This is a genomic window from Curtobacterium sp. VKM Ac-2889 (assembly GCF_015350855.1).
Classification (GTDB): Bacteria; Actinomycetota; Actinomycetes; order Actinomycetales; family Microbacteriaceae; genus Curtobacterium; species Curtobacterium poinsettiae.
This window is the reverse complement of sequence record NZ_JADKSC010000002.1, coordinates 120747-135601: the sequence shown is the minus strand read 5'-3', so window position 1 is coordinate 135601 and position 14855 is coordinate 120747. Positions and strand designations below refer to the sequence as shown.

The following is a 14855-nucleotide window of genomic DNA, read 5'->3' as shown; positions in this document are numbered from 1 at the left end:
CGCGATCGCCCAGGAGTCGCACCGCCCGCTGACAGGAGCGCTCCAGCGACCGCGCAGGACCGTGCTCCACACTGTGCGGATGTTCCGTCGACTCCTCCTCCTCGCCCTGACCGCGGGCTACGCCTGGGTGATCTGGCGGATGACGCTGACCCCGCAGGTCTTCACCTCGGCCCAGAACTCGCTCGTGCTGCACGCGATCGCGTGGGTGCAGCAGCTGCCGCACGGTGCCTGGTTCACGTACGAGCGCACCGAGTTCCTCGCCAACATCGCGATGTTCGTGCCGGTCGGCATGCTCGCCGCGCTGTGGCTGCCCCGTCGCTGGTGGATCCTCGGCGCGCTCGTCGCGGTGGCACTGTCCACGGGCATCGAGTTCGCCCAGGCCACGTACCTGCCGTACCGCGTCGCGGACCCGCGTGACGTGCTGTCGAACGGCCTCGGCGGGCTGCTCGGCGCGACCCTGGTCGGACTCGTCCGCAGCCTGTTGCCGGACCGTCGGCGCCGACGTCGCCTGCAGCCGAGGACCGCGTAGGACTCTGGTAGTCTTGGGCGGTTGCCGTCGAACGGCCGCGGACAAAGAGCGCTCGTGCATCAGGCACGGGCACCGCGCAACGGACAGGAAGGGGATCACCATGGCACTTGACGCACAGGTCAAGCAGGAGATCATCGAAGAGTACGCGACCCACCCGGGCGACACCGGATCCCCCGAGGTCCAGGTCGCCGTTCTGACGCGTCGTATCAACGACCTGAACGAGCACCTCAAGGAGCACAAGCACGACCACCACTCGCGTCGTGGCCTGCTGCTCATGGTCGGTCAGCGTCGCCGTCTCCTCGGCTACCTCTCCGACGTCGACATCGCCCGCTACCGCACGCTCATCGAGCGCCTCGGCCTGCGTCGCTAGTCGACCGGACACACGCTTGACCGAACGCCCCGGTCCTCTCCACGAGGACCGGGGTGTTCTTCGTTCCCGGGGCGGGCGTCGTGCGCCGGGGTCCGCTCCGTCGGCGCTCCCGCTCGGACCGGTCACGACACGTCGCCCGCGCTCGTCCCGCGGTCACGACTCGTCGTATCCCGCGGTCTGACTCGACACTTCGTGACCGATCGGTGGTCAGCGCGCGGGGAGTCGTGACCGATCGGCCGCCGGTCGGACGACGGGAATGGTCGCGAGGGGAGCTCGGTTGGATGCTATGTTCATGCAAACGCATCGAAAGTCGGGAAGCATCATGACCACCATCGCCGTCGTCTCCGCCGGACTCTCCGAGCCCAGCTCCACACGCCTGCTCGCCGACCGTCTGGGCGAGGCAGCCGTGTCCTCGCTCGTCGCCGAAGGCACCCCCGCACGAGTCGTGCACGTGGAGCTCCGGCCGCTCGCGCACGAAATCACCGACGCGATGCTGACCGGGTTCGCCGCACCCGCACTCTCCGCCGCGATGGCCGCCGTGGTCGAGGCCGATGCCGTCGTGTTCGTCACGCCGATCTTCACCGCAGGCGTCAGCGGACTCGCCAAGTCCTTCCTCGACGTGCTCGACAAGGACTCGATGGCCGACATGCCCGTCCTGCTCGGTGCCACCGGCGGGACCTCGCGGCACTCCCTGGCGATCGACCACGCGCTGCGACCCGTCTTCGCGTACCTGCGTGCGGCGATCGTCCCCACCGGGGTGTTCGCCGCGACCGACGACTGGGGGACCGACGGCGACTCGGCCGCCCTGGACGGTCGCATCCGCCGGGCCGGAGCCGACCTGGCCTGGGCGATCCGGGCCTCCAGGCGGGCGCCGCAGGAAGCCGACGCGCTCCCCGCGACCCCGGACTTCGCGAGCCTGCTCGGCGGCCTCGGCCACTGAACAGGTGCCGAGACGCCGTCGTGTCCGCGAGACGCCGCCGAATCCGCGGCGTCTCGTGCGTTCGCCGGCGTCTCAGCAAGACGCCGGCGTCTCAGTGAGACTGCGGCGTCTCAGCAAGACGACGGCGTCTCAGTGAGACTGCGGCGTCTCAGTGAGACGACGGCGTCAAGCAGCGCCGCAACCGACCTGCCCGGCGATCAGTACCAGTGCGGGTTGACACTCATCTCGTGCCCCCACGCCCCGCAGGGTGACCCGTAGGCGCTCTTGATGTAGGCGAGGCCCCAATTGATCTGCGTCGCGGCGTTCGTCCGCCAGTCGGCACCGGCCACCGCCATCTTCTCGGCAGGGAGTGACTGGGGGATGCCGTAGGCGCCGCTCGAGGCGTTCAGGGCGTTCGCCCGCCACCCGGACTCCTGCGTCCACAGGGACACCAGGCACGAGAACTGGTCGTCGCCCCATCCGTAGGACGCCAGGGCCCCGCGCGCGTAGGCCTGCGCGCCGGCCGGGTCGACGACGACGCCGCCGGTGCTCGGGTACGACGTGCCGGAACCGCCGCCGGGGGCGCTGCCGCCACTGCTGCCGGGGGTCGGCGTGTTCGCTGCCTCGGCCGCCGCCGCCGCTGCCCGCTTGCGCTGCTGCTCCGCCTTCTGTGCGGCGACCCGCTGGCCGAGCTCGTACCCGGCTTCCTGCTTCGCGGTGCTGTCCTTGAGCGACGCGAGCTGCGCGTACAGCTCGTCGCTGTGGTGCTCCGTCGACTCGACGGCGGCGTCCGCCACCTGTTCCGCCGACTTCGCCGCGGCCGATCGTTCCTCGGCTGCCTGCGCACGCGTCGCGCGTTCCGTCTCGGCCCGCTCGGCCTGCTCGTGCAGCGACGAGGCGGTGCCGGCAGCGACGGACGCGTCGTCCATCACGCCGGACCAGGTCTCAGAGAGCTGGTCGAGCGCACCGAGCTGGTAGAGCAGCTGGTCCGGGTTCTTCGCGGTCGCGATCCGGGTGGTCATCTGGTTCGTGCTGCCGTCGCGGTACAGGTTCGCGGCCAGCTGGCCGGCCCGCTGCTGGGCCCGCTCCGCCGTCTGGCTCGCGCGCTGCGCCTGGGCCTGGAGGCTCGTGGCGGCCTGGGTGGCCGACGCCAGCTCCGTCTCGGCCGCGTCCGCCTTCGACGAGGCCACCAGGGCGGCCTGCGACTTCGCGGCCGCTTCGTCCTGCGCCGACTGCAGCGCGGCCTGCACCTTCTGCACCTCGGCCCGCTTCGCGGTCTCGTTGCCCTTGGCGCGCTGGACGTCCTGCCAGGTGGGGTACTCGGTGGCGTTGGCGGGCACAGCGGTCAGGGTCGGGGCGACGAGCGCGCCGACGACCACAGCGGCCGCGACGAGCACGCCCCGTGAGGGGGTGAGACGCATGTCGGCAGGCTACCGATGTTCACCAGGAGTCCAGCGAGCCGCGCCGCCGACAGCCTGAGGACTGGTAAAGTCCATCGTGTCCGAGGACTCATTCCCCGGACGTCACACACAACACTGCGCAGGCCGGGCACGGAGCTGGTCATCGGTGGTGGCTCGCGGGCCGGAACGGTTTCCCGAGTGCTTCTACTGCTGGCCAGACATGCGTCCGGAACGATCGGCGCGCACGCACCATCGAGTGCCGTCGCCACGGCCTGCCGGAAACACATCAAGGAGGCGCCCTTTTGGAGGGTCCCGAGATCAAGTTCGCCGAAGCCGTCATCGACAACGGCAAGTACGGCAAGCGCACCGTCCGGTTCGAGACCGGTCGGCTCGCTCAGCAGGCCCAGGGCGCGGTCGCCGCGTACCTGGACGAGGAAACGATGCTCCTCTCGGCCACCAGCGCCGGCAAGCACCCGCGTGAAGGATTCGACTTCTTCCCGCTGACCGTCGACGTCGAGGAGCGTTCCTACGCCGCCGGCAAGATCCCCGGTTCGTTCTTCCGTCGCGAAGGCCGTCCGTCGACCGAGGCCATCCTCGTCTGCCGTCTGATCGACCGGCCGCTGCGTCCGTCGTTCGTCGACGGCCTGCGCAACGAGGTCCAGATCGTCATCACCGTCCTGAGCATCGCTCCGGACGAGTTCTACGACGCGCTGGCCATCAACGCCGCGTCCGCGTCGACGCAGATCTCCGGTCTGCCGTTCTCCGGCCCGATCGCCGGTGTGCGCCTCGCGCTCATCGGTGACCAGTGGGTCGCGTTCCCGAAGGCCTCGCAGCTCGCCGACGCCGTGTTCGACCTGACCGTCGCCGGCCGTGTCGTCACGGACGAGGCGGGCAACGAGGACGTCGCGATCATGATGGTCGAGGCGGAAGCCACCGAGCACGCCTGGGACCTCATCCAGGGCGGCGCCACCAAGCCCGACGAGGCCATCGTCGCCCAGGGTCTCGAGGCGGCCAAGCCGTTCCTCAAGTCCCTCGTCGACGCCCAGGCCAAGCTCGCCGCGCAGTCGGCCAAGGAGATCCAGGACTTCCCGGTCTTCCCGCCGTACGCGCCCGAGGTCTACTCGGCCGTTGAAGCCCTCGCGCTCTCCGAGCTCGGTGACGTCTACAAGATCGCCGCCAAGACCGAGCGTCAGGACGCCGACGACGCGCTCAAGTCGCGCGTCAAGGCTGCCATCGCCGAGCAGGTCACCGCGGGCTCGCTGCCCGAGGTCGCCAACTCGCAGGTCGGCGCGGCCTACAAGTCGGTCACGAAGAAGGTCGTCCGCGGCCGCATCCTGACCGAGCAGATCCGCATGGACGGCCGCGGCCTCGCCGACATCCGTCCGCTCGACGCCGAGGTCGCCGTGATCCCGCGCGTCCACGGTTCGGCGATCTTCCAGCGCGGCGAGACGCAGATCCTCGGCGTCACCACGCTGAACATGCTCAAGATGGAGCAGCAGATCGACTCGCTGTCGCCCGTCACGAAGAAGCGCTACCTGCACCACTACAACTTCCCGCCCTACTCGACCGGTGAGACCGGCCGTGTGGGTTCGCCGAAGCGTCGCGAGATCGGGCACGGCTTCCTCGCCGAGCGCGCACTCGTGCCGGTGCTGCCGTCGCGTGACGAGTTCCCCTACGCCATCCGCCAGGTCTCCGAGGCGCTCAGCTCCAACGGCTCGACCTCGATGGGTTCCGTCTGCGCCTCGACCCTGTCGCTGCTCAACGCCGGTGTGCCCCTCAAGGCCCCGGTCGCCGGCATCGCGATGGGCCTGGTCTCCGACACCGTCGACGGCCAGACCCGCTACGCGGCCCTGACCGACATCCTCGGTGCCGAAGACGCGCTCGGCGACATGGACTTCAAGGTCGCCGGTACCTCGGAGTTCGTCACCGCGATCCAGCTCGACACCAAGCTCGACGGCATCCCGTCGACGGTGCTCGACGCGGCGCTCAAGCAGGCCAAGGAGGCCCGCTCGGCCATCCTCGGTGTGCTGAACGAGGCGATCGACGCCCCCGACGAGATGGCGGACACCGCTCCTCGCGTGATCTCGGTGCAGATCCCCGTCGACAAGATCGGCGAGCTGATCGGCCCGAAGGGCAAGACGATCAACGGGATCCAGGACACCACCGGTGCCGACATCTCGATCGAGGACAACGGCACCGTCTACATCGGCGCCGTCGACGGTCCGTCGGCCGAGGCCGCTCGTGCCCAGGTCAACGCGATCGCGAACCCGACCAACCCGGAGATCGGGGACCAGTTCCTCGGCACCGTCGTGAAGATCGCCACCTTCGGCGCCTTCGTGTCGCTGCTCCCGGGCCGTGACGGTCTGCTCCACGTCTCCGAGGTGCGCAAGCTCGCCGGTGGCAAGCGTGTGGAGAACGTCGAAGACGTGCTCGGCGTCGGCCAGAAGGTCCTGGTCGAGGTCACCAAGGTGGACGACCGCGGCAAGCTGTCGCTCGCGCCGGTCGTGGCCGACGAGACCGAGGGTGACTCCACCTCGGCCGAGACGGTCCGCGCCCACGCCGAGGACCCGGCCGAGGGCTGATCCTCTCTCGCGTCCTGACGCACGAACGGCCGCCGTCCCTTCCGGGGCGGCGGCCGTTCGCCGTTGCGGGCCGTGTGTGCGGTGGGCGCGAAAGCTCGCGGCGCGGTGCGCGGTGCGCGGTGCGCGGTGCGCGTACCCCTCAGGCTGCGGGGGTCTCCTGCGTGCCCATGAGCTGCGCGCGACCGAGCAGGTGCCCACGGAGCATGAAGCCGACGACCGCGGGGGTCGCGTCGGCCGGCGCCTCGAGCACGGGGACGTCGAGGGCACTCAGCGTGAAGAAGTACCGGTGCGCGCCGTGACCCGCGGGCGGTGCAGCGCCGAGGAACGTGTCCGTGCCGAACTCGTTGCGGCGGCGGAGAGCCTCGGCGGGCAGCAGGGCGTCGTCGGTGCCGGCACCGGCGGGGAGCGAGGTCGCCGAGCCCGGGATGTCGGTCAGGCTCCAGTGCCAGAAGCCGGAGCCGGTCGGGGCGTCGGGGTCGTACACGGTCAGGACGAAGCTCTTCGTGCCCTCGGGTGCGTCCGACCACTCGAGCGCCGGGGAGCGGTCCTGGCCGCCGGCGTCGGAGCCGCGCGCCGAGGTGGGCAGCGCACCGCCGTCGGCGAAGTCGGGGCTCGTCAGGGTGAAGGACGGGACATCGGGCAGGTTCCAGTTGGGGTCGTTGGCCATGTCCCCAGCCAACACCCGCCGGCCGGGCCTGCGCTCGGGACGCGCGTGGGGCTGTGGGAGTTCGCACAGACGGCCTGGAGGCGCGGTGCGGGGCCGCCACGGGCCTCCCGTCCGCCCCGCGGTCGCCTCGACCGCGCTGCGGAAGCGACAGATCTGCGTCGCGCGGGTGCGTCCGTGCCGCGAAGCCGACAGATCGCCGCGAACTGTTCGCGGTGATCTGTCGCTTTCGCGAAAGCGACAGTGACAGCCGACAGCGACAGCGCTGGCGACGAGTCGGGTGTCAGACCGCGAGCACCCGGTCGACCACGCGGTTCAGCGCCGCGGTGGCAGCGATCGCGTCGCCGGCGTAGGCCCCGGCCATCGCACCGTCACGCGCGAGCATCAGCTCGTCGGCGCCGTCGCCGGGCAGGGGGTGCCCGGCGTCGTGCAGCAGGGTCGCGAGGCGCTCGGTGTACCAGTCGCGGTGCACGGCGACGACCTGGCGGACCGGGTCGCGCGGGTCGTGGTACTCGGCGGCGGCGTGCAGGAACGCACAGCCGCGGAAGGCCGGGTCGTTGACGTCGTCGGCCAGCGCGGCGACCCACGCTCGGACAGCCCGCTCGGGGGAGCCGGCGTCGGTGATGAGCTGCTCCATCCGCTCCTGCACGCGCTCGTGCTGGGTCCGGATGTAGGCGAGGATCAGGTTGTCCTTCGACCCGTAGTGCTTGTAGAACGTCGCCTTCGTGACGCTCGCCTCGGAGATGAGGCGGTCGACGCCGACGCTGTGGATGCCCTCTTCGTAGAACAGCCGCGTGGCGGTCTCGAGGACACGGACCTTCGCGCCGCCGGAGCGGGGAGTCGGGGGGACGCTCGACCCGTCCGGCGACGCGAGGTTCGTGCTCGGGCCGGGGAGACGCTGGACGGCCGGTTGGGGGGAATCGACCGTCACAGCGTGTACTCCTCGGACTCATCGGCTCCGCGACCGGAGTGGGGGGACTCGGTGGTCGCGCAGGACTGATGTCCCGAGCCGCCGGATCGGAACTTAGGGGGGCTTTCGATCCGGCGTGGCCAACTGTAGCACAAGGAGGACAGACAGACGAGTCGGTCTGTCCACACTTCCTGTACCCCACTTCGAGTGGCACGTGGCCCGGACCGGGAAACTGGGCGGCACGCGTCGGCGGATCAGTAGGCTCGTCTGCGATGAACCAGCCAGTGCCACTGCCGCTCGGGGCCCCGGACACGTCGTTCCTGACGTCCGGTGGGGCCTTCGTCCGTCGCACCGTGTTGCCGTCGGGCGTCCGTGTGCTCACCGAGGCGGTGCCGGGCGCCGCGTCGACGAGCATCGGGTTCTGGGTCGGCGTCGGTTCACGTGACGAGCGCGACGGTCAGTTCGGCTCGACGCACTTCCTCGAACACCTGCTCTTCAAGGGCACCGAGACGCGGTCGGCGCTCGACATCGCCATCGCGTTCGACTCGGTCGGCGGTGAGCACAACGCCGCGACGGCCAAGGAGTACACCTGCTACTACGCACGGGTCCGGGACACCGACGTCCCGATGGCCGTGAACGTCATCGGTGACATGGTCACCGGGTCGGTGCTCGAGCACGAGGCCTTCGCCGTGGAGCGCGGTGTCATCCTCGAAGAACTCGCGATGGCCGCCGACGACCCGGCCGACGTCGCGGGCGAAGCGTTCTTCGCCGCGGCGTTCGGCGGGCACCCCCTCGGCCGTCCTATCGGCGGCACCCCGGACAGCATCCGTGCGGTCCAGCGCGACGAGGTGCTGGCGCACTACCGCGAGCACTACGCGCCCAACGGCATCGTCGTCACCGCCGCCGGTGCCGTCGACCACGACCGGTTCTGCGAGCTCGTCGCCGGCGTCTTCCACGACGCTCCCGACGCCGCGCCGCTGCCGCGCCGCACGCCCCAGACGGTTGCCGACCCGGTCGAGCCGAAGCTGTCCGTGGTGCACCGCCCGACCGAGCAGGTCAGCATGCTCCGCGGCTCGCAGGGTCTCGACCTGCGCGACGACCGCCGGCCCTCGCTCAGCGTCCTGAACGCCGTGCTCGGCGGTGGCATGAGCTCGCGCCTGTTCCAAGAGGTCCGCGAGCGCCGCGGTCTGGCCTACGCGGTGTCGTCGTTCGCTCCCGCCTACCTGGACAACGGTGCCTTCGGCGTCTACGCCGGCTGCGCGCCGGACAACGTCGCCGGTGTCGTCGACATCGTCGACGCGGAGTTCCGCCGGATGGTCGACCACGGCATCACCGACGACGAACTGCGGCGGGCGAAGGGGCAGATCGAGGGTGCGCTGACGCTCTCGCTCGAAGACTCCGACGCACGCATGACGCGTCTCGGCCGTTCCGAGCTCGGCACGGGGGAGTACACCGACCTGTCGACCGCGCTCGAACGCGTGGACGGCGTCACCACCGGCGGCGTGCTCGAACTCGCGCGCGACCTGCTCACCCGACCGACGATCACCTCGGTGGTCGGCGCCGTGCAGCAGGACGAACTCGCCGCGGCCATCGGGATCGGCAGCTGAACACGGACATGTCGCACTACCTGTACCTCGTCCGCCACGGCGAACACCAGGACGCCGAACACGGCCTGCGGGACGGCAAGCTCTCCGAACGCGGCAAGCGTCAGGCGACCCTGGTCGCCGACCGTCTCGGCGGCGTGCCCTTCGACGGCGTTTACCACTCGCCGCTCGAGGCCCCGAGCGAGACCGCCGCGTTCCTGTCGCAGCGACTGCCGTCGATCCAGCCGGAACCCTCGACGCTGCTGTTCGACTGCATCCCCTCGGGCCCGACGCCGGACATGCCGCACGCCTACCAGGGCTGGTACGGCGGCATCACCGAAGAGGAGATCGTCGCCGGGCAAGCCCAGATGGGCGACGCCGTGTCGGAGTGGTTCACCCCGGCGCGCGAAGACCGGCACGACCTGCTCATCACGCACAACGCCGTGATCGGCTGGTTCGTGCGTGAAGCGTTCCAGGCGCCCGAGTGGCGCTGGATGGGCACCAACGTCGCGCACACCGCGCTCACGATCATCCGGATCCGCTCGGCGAAGCCGGCCGAGGTCGTCACGCTGAACGACCTGGCCCACCTGCCGGTGGAGCTGCGCACCGGGCTGCCGGTCGACCAGCCCGTCTAGCGGCCGCCGGTCCGGTTCGCGGTGGCGCGGCCGGGAGGCCCGTGGCGGCTCAGGCGTCCGGCCCGCGGCCCGTCCGGGTCGGGGCCACCGCCTTGCGGTACCAGGCGGTCGCGTTCGGGTTGTCGTTGAACGGCTCGACGCGTTCGTAGCCGCGGCTGCGGTACAGGGCGGCCGCGGCGACGAGTGAGTCGTTCGTGTCGAGGACGATGCTCGTCGCGCCGAGGTCGGCACCGGCCCGTTCGAGCAGGTCCATCACGGCCGTCGCGACCCCCTTGCCGCGCCCGGCCGGTGTCACGAAGACGTGCTTGACCTCGAACCGGACGTCGACGGCGCCGGCTGCGTCCACCCCGTCCGCGATCCGCCGGAGCCCCCCGCACCCGATCGCGACGCCGTCGTCGTCCGCCAGTGCGAAGACACCGTTCGGCGGCGTGAACTCGGCCGCGGGGGTGCGCTTCCGTGCGTACGTGCCCTGCGCGCTCGGGAACGTCGCCTCGCGCTCGTCCAGGTACGCGTCGAGCAGGACGTCGACCTCGGGCAGATCGGCCGGCACGGTCCTGACCTCGACTGACATGCGTCGATCCTAGGATGGACCGCATGGTCACTCCCGTCGCCGTCGTCGGCGCCACCGGTCGTCTCGGGGGCCTCGTGGCCGCCGTCGTCGAGGAACTCCCGGAGTTCGAGCTCGTCGCCCGTCTGTCCTCGAAGGACGGCGCCCACCAGGCACCCCCGTCCGTCTTCGGCGGCGCGGCCCTGGTGGTCGACGTGACGGTGCCGTCGCTCAGCCCGGCGATCGTGGAGAATGCGCTGTCGAGCGGCGCGAACGTGCTCGTCGGTACCTCCGGCTGGTCGCTCGACCGCCTCGCGAAGCTCCGCACCGGGCTGCAGGAACGCCCGGAGCAGGGGGTGCTCGTCGTCCCGAACTTCTCGATCGGCTCGGTGCTCGGCACCCACCTGGCCACGATCGCGGCGCCGTGGTTCCCGGCTGCCGAGATCGTCGAGACCCACCACGCCGGCAAGATCGACTCACCCTCGGGCACCGCGGTGCGCACGGCGGAGCTGATGGCCGACGCCCGGCGCGATGTCGGGCCGGTGGACGCTCCACACGTCGACCAGCGCGCCCGTGGTCAGCAGGTCGCCAGTGTGCCCATCCACTCGCTTCGGCTGCCCGGGGTGAAGGCCGTGCAGGACGTCGTGCTGAGCGGCCCCGGCGAGACACTGACGATCCGGCACGACACCAACGACGACGTCGCCTACGTGGCGGGCATCCGTGCGGCGCTCGCGAACGTGGTGTCGGCGCGGGGGCTCACCGTGGGCCTCGGCAGCGTCCTCGGCATCGGCTGAGGGCCGTGGGTCGCATGGAGCGGGCCGGACGCACGATCCGCTCGCCATTCTGGGGTGCAGCACTGATGGCGGTGCTGCTCGCCCTGTACATCGTTCTCGTCGGACAGCGTGCCGTGGCCTTCATCGCCACCGGCATCCCGATCGGCATCGGCATCGGTGTCGCACTGTTCGTCGTCGCCGCGATCGGCGCGCTCCTGCTCGTCCTGGAGTTCCGCTTCGGCATCCGCATCACGCGGCTCGGCGCACGGCTCGAGGCCGAGGGCGGCACACCGGACGACGTCGTCCCCGTGCGGCCGTCGGGTCGTCCGATCCGCGACGCCGCCGACGAGCTGTTCCCGCGGTACCGCGACGCGGTCGAGCAGGACCCGGCCGACTGGCGTGCCTGGTACCGGCTCGGTGTGGTCTACGACGCCGCGGGCGACCGCAAACGTGCACGGTCGGCGATGCGCACCGCCCTGGCGCGCGCCGCCGACCGCTGACCCCCGGTCTGGTGTCCGATCAGAAGACGGCGTCGATCGCGTCCGCCGCCTGCGTGTACCGGAACGTGTAGCCGGACTCGAGCAACTTCGTGGGGACCATCCGCTGGCTCGACAGGAGCATGTCGTCCGCGGCGTCCCGCAGCGCCAGGCGCAGGGCGAACTCGGGGATCCGGAACAGGTAGGGGCGGTGCAGCACCTCGGCGATGTGCTTCGTGATGCGGTCGGCGACGACCGGCTCCGGGCCCGCCAGGTTCACCGGGCCGGAGACGTCCGGAGCCGCGGTCGCCAGGTGCACGATCGCGCCGACCTCGTCCTCGAGGGCGATCCAGGGCCAGTGCTGGCCGCCGGTGCCGAGTCGGCTGCCGACGCCGAGCTTGGTCAGCGGGACGAGGGGTGCGAGCGCGCCGCCGCCCTTGCCGATCACGATGCCGGTCCGGAGCGTGATGACCCGGACCCCCGCGGGGGCGGCGTTCGCGGCCGACTCCCACGCGGTGCAGACGTCGGCGAGGAACCCCGTGCCCGGGGCGGCGTCGTCGGGCAGCACGTCGGCCGGACGGTCGCCGTACACGCCCGAGGCCGAGCCCGACAGGAACAGCGCCGGGGGAGTGGTCGCGTGCCGCATCGCCTCGACCAGGGTGTCGGTGGCGTCGATGCGTGAGCTGCGGATCTCCTTGCGGTACGCGTCGGTCCACGGCAGCTTGCCGATGTTCGCGCCGGCCAGGTTGATCACGACGTCGGCGCCGTCGAGGATCGCCGGGTCGAGCGGACGTCGCCCCGGTGCCCAGCGGAACTCGGTCGCGGTGCGGGCTTCCCGGCGCACGAGCGTGGTGACGTGGTGCCCCGCCTCGCGCAGGGCGCGGACGAGTGGGGTCCCGATGAAGCCGGACGAGCCGGCCACCAGGATCGAGAGCGGTTGTTCCGTCGTGTCGGGCATACCGGCAACGCTACTCACACCGACGTAGGCTTCTGTGTGTGACCGACAGCGAGACCGTACAGCCCGACGCTTCCGTCCCGACCCCCTACGAGGACCTGCTCCGCCGGGTCCTGACCGAGGGCTCGCCGAAGGGCGACCGCACCGGCACGGGGACCCGCAGCCTGTTCGGTGCACAGCTCCGCTACGACCTGTCGAAGGGTTTCCCGCTCGTCACCACGAAGCGCGTGCACTTCAAGTCGATCGCGTACGAGCTCCTCTGGTTCCTGCGCGGCGAGGGCAACGCGACCTGGCTGCAGGAGCACGGTGTCCGGATCTGGAACGAGTGGGCGGACGCCGACGGCGACCTCGGCCCGGTGTACGGCGTGCAGTGGCGATCCTGGCCCACCCCCTCGGGTGAGCACGTCGACCAGATCGCCCAGGTCATCGAGCAGATCAGGACGAACCCGGACAGCCGTCGGCTCATCGTCTCGGCGTGGAACGTCGCCGACGTGCCGGACATGGCGCTCGCCCCGTGCCACGCGTTCTTCCAGTTCTACGTCAACGACGGCAAGCTCTCGTGCCAGCTCTACCAGCGGAGCGCCGACATGTTCCTCGGCGTCCCGTTCAACATCGCCTCGTACGCGCTGCTGACCCACATGATCGCGGCGCAGACCGGGCTCGAGGTCGGCGACTTCGTCTGGACCGGCGGCGACTGCCACGTCTACGACAACCACGTCGAACAGGTCGAGGAGCAGCTGTCCCGCACGGCGTACCCGATGCCGACGCTCGAGCTCGCGCCGCGCGACTCGATCGACGACTACGAGTACGAGGACTTCACCGTCGTCGGGTACGAGCACCACCCGGCGATCAAGGCCGCGGTCGCCGTCTGATGATCGGCATGGTCTGGGCCCGCTCGACCGCCGGCGTCATCGGTGCCGACGGGGGCATGCCCTGGCACGTGCCCGAGGACCTGGCGCACTTCAAGCGGGTCACCGGCGACGCGACCGTGCTCATGGGCCGGCGCACGTGGGAGTCCCTGCCCGAGCGGTTCCGCCCCCTGCCCGGTCGGCGCAACGTGGTGCTCACCCGTGACACGACGTGGACCGCCGACGGTGCCGAGGCGGTGCACGACCTGCAGGCCGCGCTCGAAGGCGACGACGGCACCGACGAGACCGTCTGGGTCATCGGCGGCGGCCAGGTCTACGCCGCGGCGCTCGACCGTGCCGATGTCGTCTCCGAGACCGTGATCGACGTCGACGTCCCCGGCGACACCGTCGCACCGACGCTCGACGAGACTGCCGGTTGGACGCTCACCGACGAGGGCCCGTGGCAGGAGTCCCGCAACGGCGGCACCCGCTACCGGTTCCTGGAGTGGCAGCGCCGCGCCTGAGCGCCCGCACGCGCCGGGCGTGACCGGCGGGACGGACGTGATCCGGGCCTCCCGGCCGCGCCGCAGGCAGGCGACCGTCCACACGGACGGCGGCCTCCGCGCGCATCCCCGGTACGCTGGTGCCCGTGTCCCCGCGTGAGAATCCCTTCGGTCAGGTCCTCGTCGCCCTCGTGACCCCGTTCACGGCCGACGGAGAGGTCGACTGGCCCGGCGTCGAGCAGCACATCGACGACTGCATCACCGCCGGCGCCGACGGCATCGTCGTCACCGGCACGACCGGCGAGACGTCGACGCTCACCGACCCGGAGAAGCTCCGGCTGGTCGAGGTCGGCAAGTCCGTCGCCGCCGGCCGCGCGAAGATCATCACGGGTGGTGGCTCGAACGAGACCGCGCACGCCATCCACCTGTACAAGCAGAGCGAGAAGGCCGGCGCGGACGGCGTGATGATCGTCACGCCGTACTACAACAAGCCGACACAGTCGGGTGTCCTCACCCACTTCCGGATGATCGCGGACGCCACCGACCTGCCGGTGATCCTGTACGACATCCCGGGCCGCACCGGCATCCCGATCACCTACGACACGATCCTGCGTGCGTCGAAGCACCCGAACATCCTCGCCGTGAAGGACGCCAAGGGCGACTTCGCCGAGGTCTCGCGCGTGCTGAACAACACCGACCTCATGTACTTCTCCGGTGACGACACGAACGTGCTCCCGCACCTGTCGATCGGTGCCACCGGCCTGATCGGCGTGACGGCGAACATCACGAGCGCGCCATACCGCACCATCGTCGACGCCGTGAACCGGGGTGACCTGGCCACCGCGACGGCCGAGCACAAGCGACTCGAGCCGCTCGTCCGCGCCGTGATGACGCACGTTCCCGGTACCGTGGCCGCCAAGTACATCCTGCACGGGCTCGGCCGCATCGGCAGCCCGCGCGTCCGACTGCCGCTCGTCGGCCCCGAGGACTCCGAGGCGTACGCCATCGAGACCTCACTCGAAGCCGTGCGCGACGTGCCCGGCGCCGACTTCTCGAACTTCCGCCCCGACCGCAACGCGGCGGCCGGCGGTGCACTACCGAAGGTGCCAGGCACCACCCGCTAGCGAACACCGCGGCGCGCAGCACGCACGTCGCCCGAAT

The 14855-nt window shown here is 70.9% G+C and carries 16 protein-coding genes; 11 read left to right on the top strand and 5 right to left on the bottom strand.

Annotated features, from left to right (window positions below; translation table 11 throughout):
* Positions 1–79: 79 nt before the first annotated feature.
* The 3 genes from ITJ50_RS06520 to ITJ50_RS06510 all read left to right on the top strand — a co-directional run bounded on the left by ITJ50_RS06520 (position 80) and on the right by ITJ50_RS06510 (position 1839).
* The gene (locus tag ITJ50_RS06520; protein ID WP_017885936.1) at positions 80–529 is read left to right on the top strand and encodes a VanZ family protein; all 450 of its coding nucleotides are present in this window, start codon (positions 80–82) and stop codon (positions 527–529) included.
* Positions 530–629: 100 nt separating this feature from the next.
* The gene (gene rpsO / locus ITJ50_RS06515) at positions 630–899 is read left to right on the top strand and encodes a 30S ribosomal protein S15 (protein WP_017885935.1); all 270 of its coding nucleotides are present in this window, start codon (positions 630–632) and stop codon (positions 897–899) included.
* Positions 900–1221: 322 nt separating this feature from the next.
* The gene (locus ITJ50_RS06510; protein WP_194590169.1) at positions 1222–1839 is read left to right on the top strand and encodes a CE1759 family FMN reductase; all 618 of its coding nucleotides are present in this window, start codon (positions 1222–1224) and stop codon (positions 1837–1839) included.
* Between the two features lie 197 nt (positions 1840–2036).
* Here ITJ50_RS06510 and ITJ50_RS06505 read toward each other — a convergent pair whose 3' ends face one another.
* Positions 2037–3239: a hypothetical protein gene (locus ITJ50_RS06505; protein ID WP_194590168.1), complete on the bottom strand. Its 1203-nt coding sequence runs from the start codon at positions 3237–3239 to the stop codon at positions 2037–2039.
* Between the two features lie 281 nt (positions 3240–3520).
* On the opposite strand from ITJ50_RS06505, the gene ITJ50_RS06500 reads away from it, so the two are divergent.
* Positions 3521–5800 carry a polyribonucleotide nucleotidyltransferase gene (locus ITJ50_RS06500; RefSeq protein ID WP_110864729.1) on the top strand — a complete coding sequence of 760 codons (2280 nt, stop codon included), beginning with the start codon at positions 3521–3523 and terminating at the stop codon, positions 5798–5800.
* Positions 5801–5939: 139 nt separating this feature from the next.
* Here the strand turns inward: ITJ50_RS06500 and ITJ50_RS06495 are convergent, their stop codons facing one another.
* Positions 5940–6467, bottom strand: a complete 528-nt coding sequence (locus ITJ50_RS06495) for a YbhB/YbcL family Raf kinase inhibitor-like protein (protein ID WP_194590167.1) — start codon at positions 6465–6467, stop codon at positions 5940–5942.
* 280 nt (positions 6468–6747) lie between these two features.
* A complete protein-coding gene (locus ITJ50_RS06490; RefSeq protein WP_056071287.1) occupies positions 6748–7395 on the bottom strand; it encodes a TetR/AcrR family transcriptional regulator in 648 nt (215 codons plus the stop codon).
* A 251-nt stretch (positions 7396–7646) separates the two neighbouring features.
* On the opposite strand from ITJ50_RS06490, the gene ITJ50_RS06485 reads away from it, so the two are divergent.
* Positions 7647–8981: a M16 family metallopeptidase gene (locus tag ITJ50_RS06485; RefSeq protein ID WP_040418871.1), complete on the top strand. Its 1335-nt coding sequence runs from the start codon at positions 7647–7649 to the stop codon at positions 8979–8981.
* An 8-nt stretch (positions 8982–8989) separates the two neighbouring features.
* A complete protein-coding gene (locus ITJ50_RS06480) occupies positions 8990–9592 on the top strand; it encodes a histidine phosphatase family protein (RefSeq protein ID WP_017885928.1) in 603 nt (200 codons plus the stop codon).
* A gap of 49 nt (positions 9593–9641) precedes the next feature.
* Here ITJ50_RS06480 and ITJ50_RS06475 read toward each other — a convergent pair whose 3' ends face one another.
* Positions 9642–10163, bottom strand: a complete 522-nt coding sequence (locus tag ITJ50_RS06475) for a GNAT family N-acetyltransferase (RefSeq protein WP_042538451.1) — start codon at positions 10161–10163, stop codon at positions 9642–9644.
* 23 nt (positions 10164–10186) lie between these two features.
* Between ITJ50_RS06475 and ITJ50_RS06470 the strand changes: the two genes are divergently transcribed.
* Positions 10187–10933 (top strand): 4-hydroxy-tetrahydrodipicolinate reductase, encoded by a 747-nt coding sequence (locus tag ITJ50_RS06470; RefSeq protein ID WP_031259197.1) that lies wholly within the window; start codon positions 10187–10189, stop codon positions 10931–10933.
* Between the two features lie 14 nt (positions 10934–10947).
* On the top strand, positions 10948–11412 hold the full coding sequence (locus ITJ50_RS06465) for a tetratricopeptide repeat protein (RefSeq protein ID WP_017885925.1): 465 nt from the start codon (positions 10948–10950) through the stop codon (positions 11410–11412).
* 19 nt (positions 11413–11431) lie between these two features.
* Here ITJ50_RS06465 and ITJ50_RS06460 read toward each other — a convergent pair whose 3' ends face one another.
* Complete coding sequence (locus ITJ50_RS06460; RefSeq protein ID WP_056071284.1) at positions 11432–12346, bottom strand: TIGR01777 family oxidoreductase; 915 nt, start codon at positions 12344–12346, stop codon at positions 11432–11434.
* A gap of 38 nt (positions 12347–12384) precedes the next feature.
* Here ITJ50_RS06460 and ITJ50_RS06455 point away from each other — a divergent pair, with 38 nt between their 5' ends.
* From ITJ50_RS06455 to dapA, 3 genes are all read left to right on the top strand, one after another.
* Positions 12385–13215 carry a thymidylate synthase gene (locus tag ITJ50_RS06455; RefSeq protein WP_042538447.1) on the top strand — a complete coding sequence of 277 codons (831 nt, stop codon included), beginning with the start codon at positions 12385–12387 and terminating at the stop codon, positions 13213–13215.
* Positions 13215–13715, top strand: coding sequence for a dihydrofolate reductase (locus ITJ50_RS06450; RefSeq protein WP_056071279.1), 501 nt, complete (start codon positions 13215–13217; stop codon positions 13713–13715). Before ITJ50_RS06455 ends, ITJ50_RS06450 begins: the two co-directional genes overlap by 1 nt.
* A 125-nt stretch (positions 13716–13840) precedes the next feature.
* Positions 13841–14818, top strand: coding sequence for a 4-hydroxy-tetrahydrodipicolinate synthase (gene dapA / locus ITJ50_RS06445; RefSeq protein WP_017885921.1), 978 nt, complete (start codon positions 13841–13843; stop codon positions 14816–14818).
* The last annotated feature ends 37 nt before the right edge of the window (positions 14819–14855 follow it).

Bases quoted from the DNA above. Each gene is read 5' to 3' on its own strand.
- ITJ50_RS06520 (WP_017885936.1), top strand. From the start codon at position 80: ATGTTCCGTCGACTCCTCCTCCTCGCCCTGACCGCGGGCTACGCCTGG.
- ITJ50_RS06495 (WP_194590167.1), bottom strand. From the start codon at position 6,467: ATGGCCAACGACCCCAACTGGAACCTGCCCGATGTCCCGTCCTTCACC.
- ITJ50_RS06450 (WP_056071279.1), top strand. From the start codon at position 13,215: ATGATCGGCATGGTCTGGGCCCGCTCGACCGCCGGCGTCATCGGTGCC.
- ITJ50_RS06465 (WP_017885925.1), top strand. From the start codon at position 10,948: ATGGAGCGGGCCGGACGCACGATCCGCTCGCCATTCTGGGGTGCAGCA.
- ITJ50_RS06480 (WP_017885928.1), top strand. From the start codon at position 8,990: ATGTCGCACTACCTGTACCTCGTCCGCCACGGCGAACACCAGGACGCC.
- ITJ50_RS06510 (WP_194590169.1), top strand. From the start codon at position 1,222: ATGACCACCATCGCCGTCGTCTCCGCCGGACTCTCCGAGCCCAGCTCC.
- rpsO (WP_017885935.1), top strand. From the start codon at position 630: ATGGCACTTGACGCACAGGTCAAGCAGGAGATCATCGAAGAGTACGCG.
- ITJ50_RS06485 (WP_040418871.1), top strand. From the start codon at position 7,647: ATGAACCAGCCAGTGCCACTGCCGCTCGGGGCCCCGGACACGTCGTTC.
- ITJ50_RS06470 (WP_031259197.1), top strand. From the start codon at position 10,187: ATGGTCACTCCCGTCGCCGTCGTCGGCGCCACCGGTCGTCTCGGGGGC.
- ITJ50_RS06460 (WP_056071284.1), bottom strand. From the start codon at position 12,346: ATGCCCGACACGACGGAACAACCGCTCTCGATCCTGGTGGCCGGCTCG.
- ITJ50_RS06505 (WP_194590168.1), bottom strand. From the start codon at position 3,239: ATGCGTCTCACCCCCTCACGGGGCGTGCTCGTCGCGGCCGCTGTGGTC.
- ITJ50_RS06475 (WP_042538451.1), bottom strand. From the start codon at position 10,163: ATGTCAGTCGAGGTCAGGACCGTGCCGGCCGATCTGCCCGAGGTCGAC.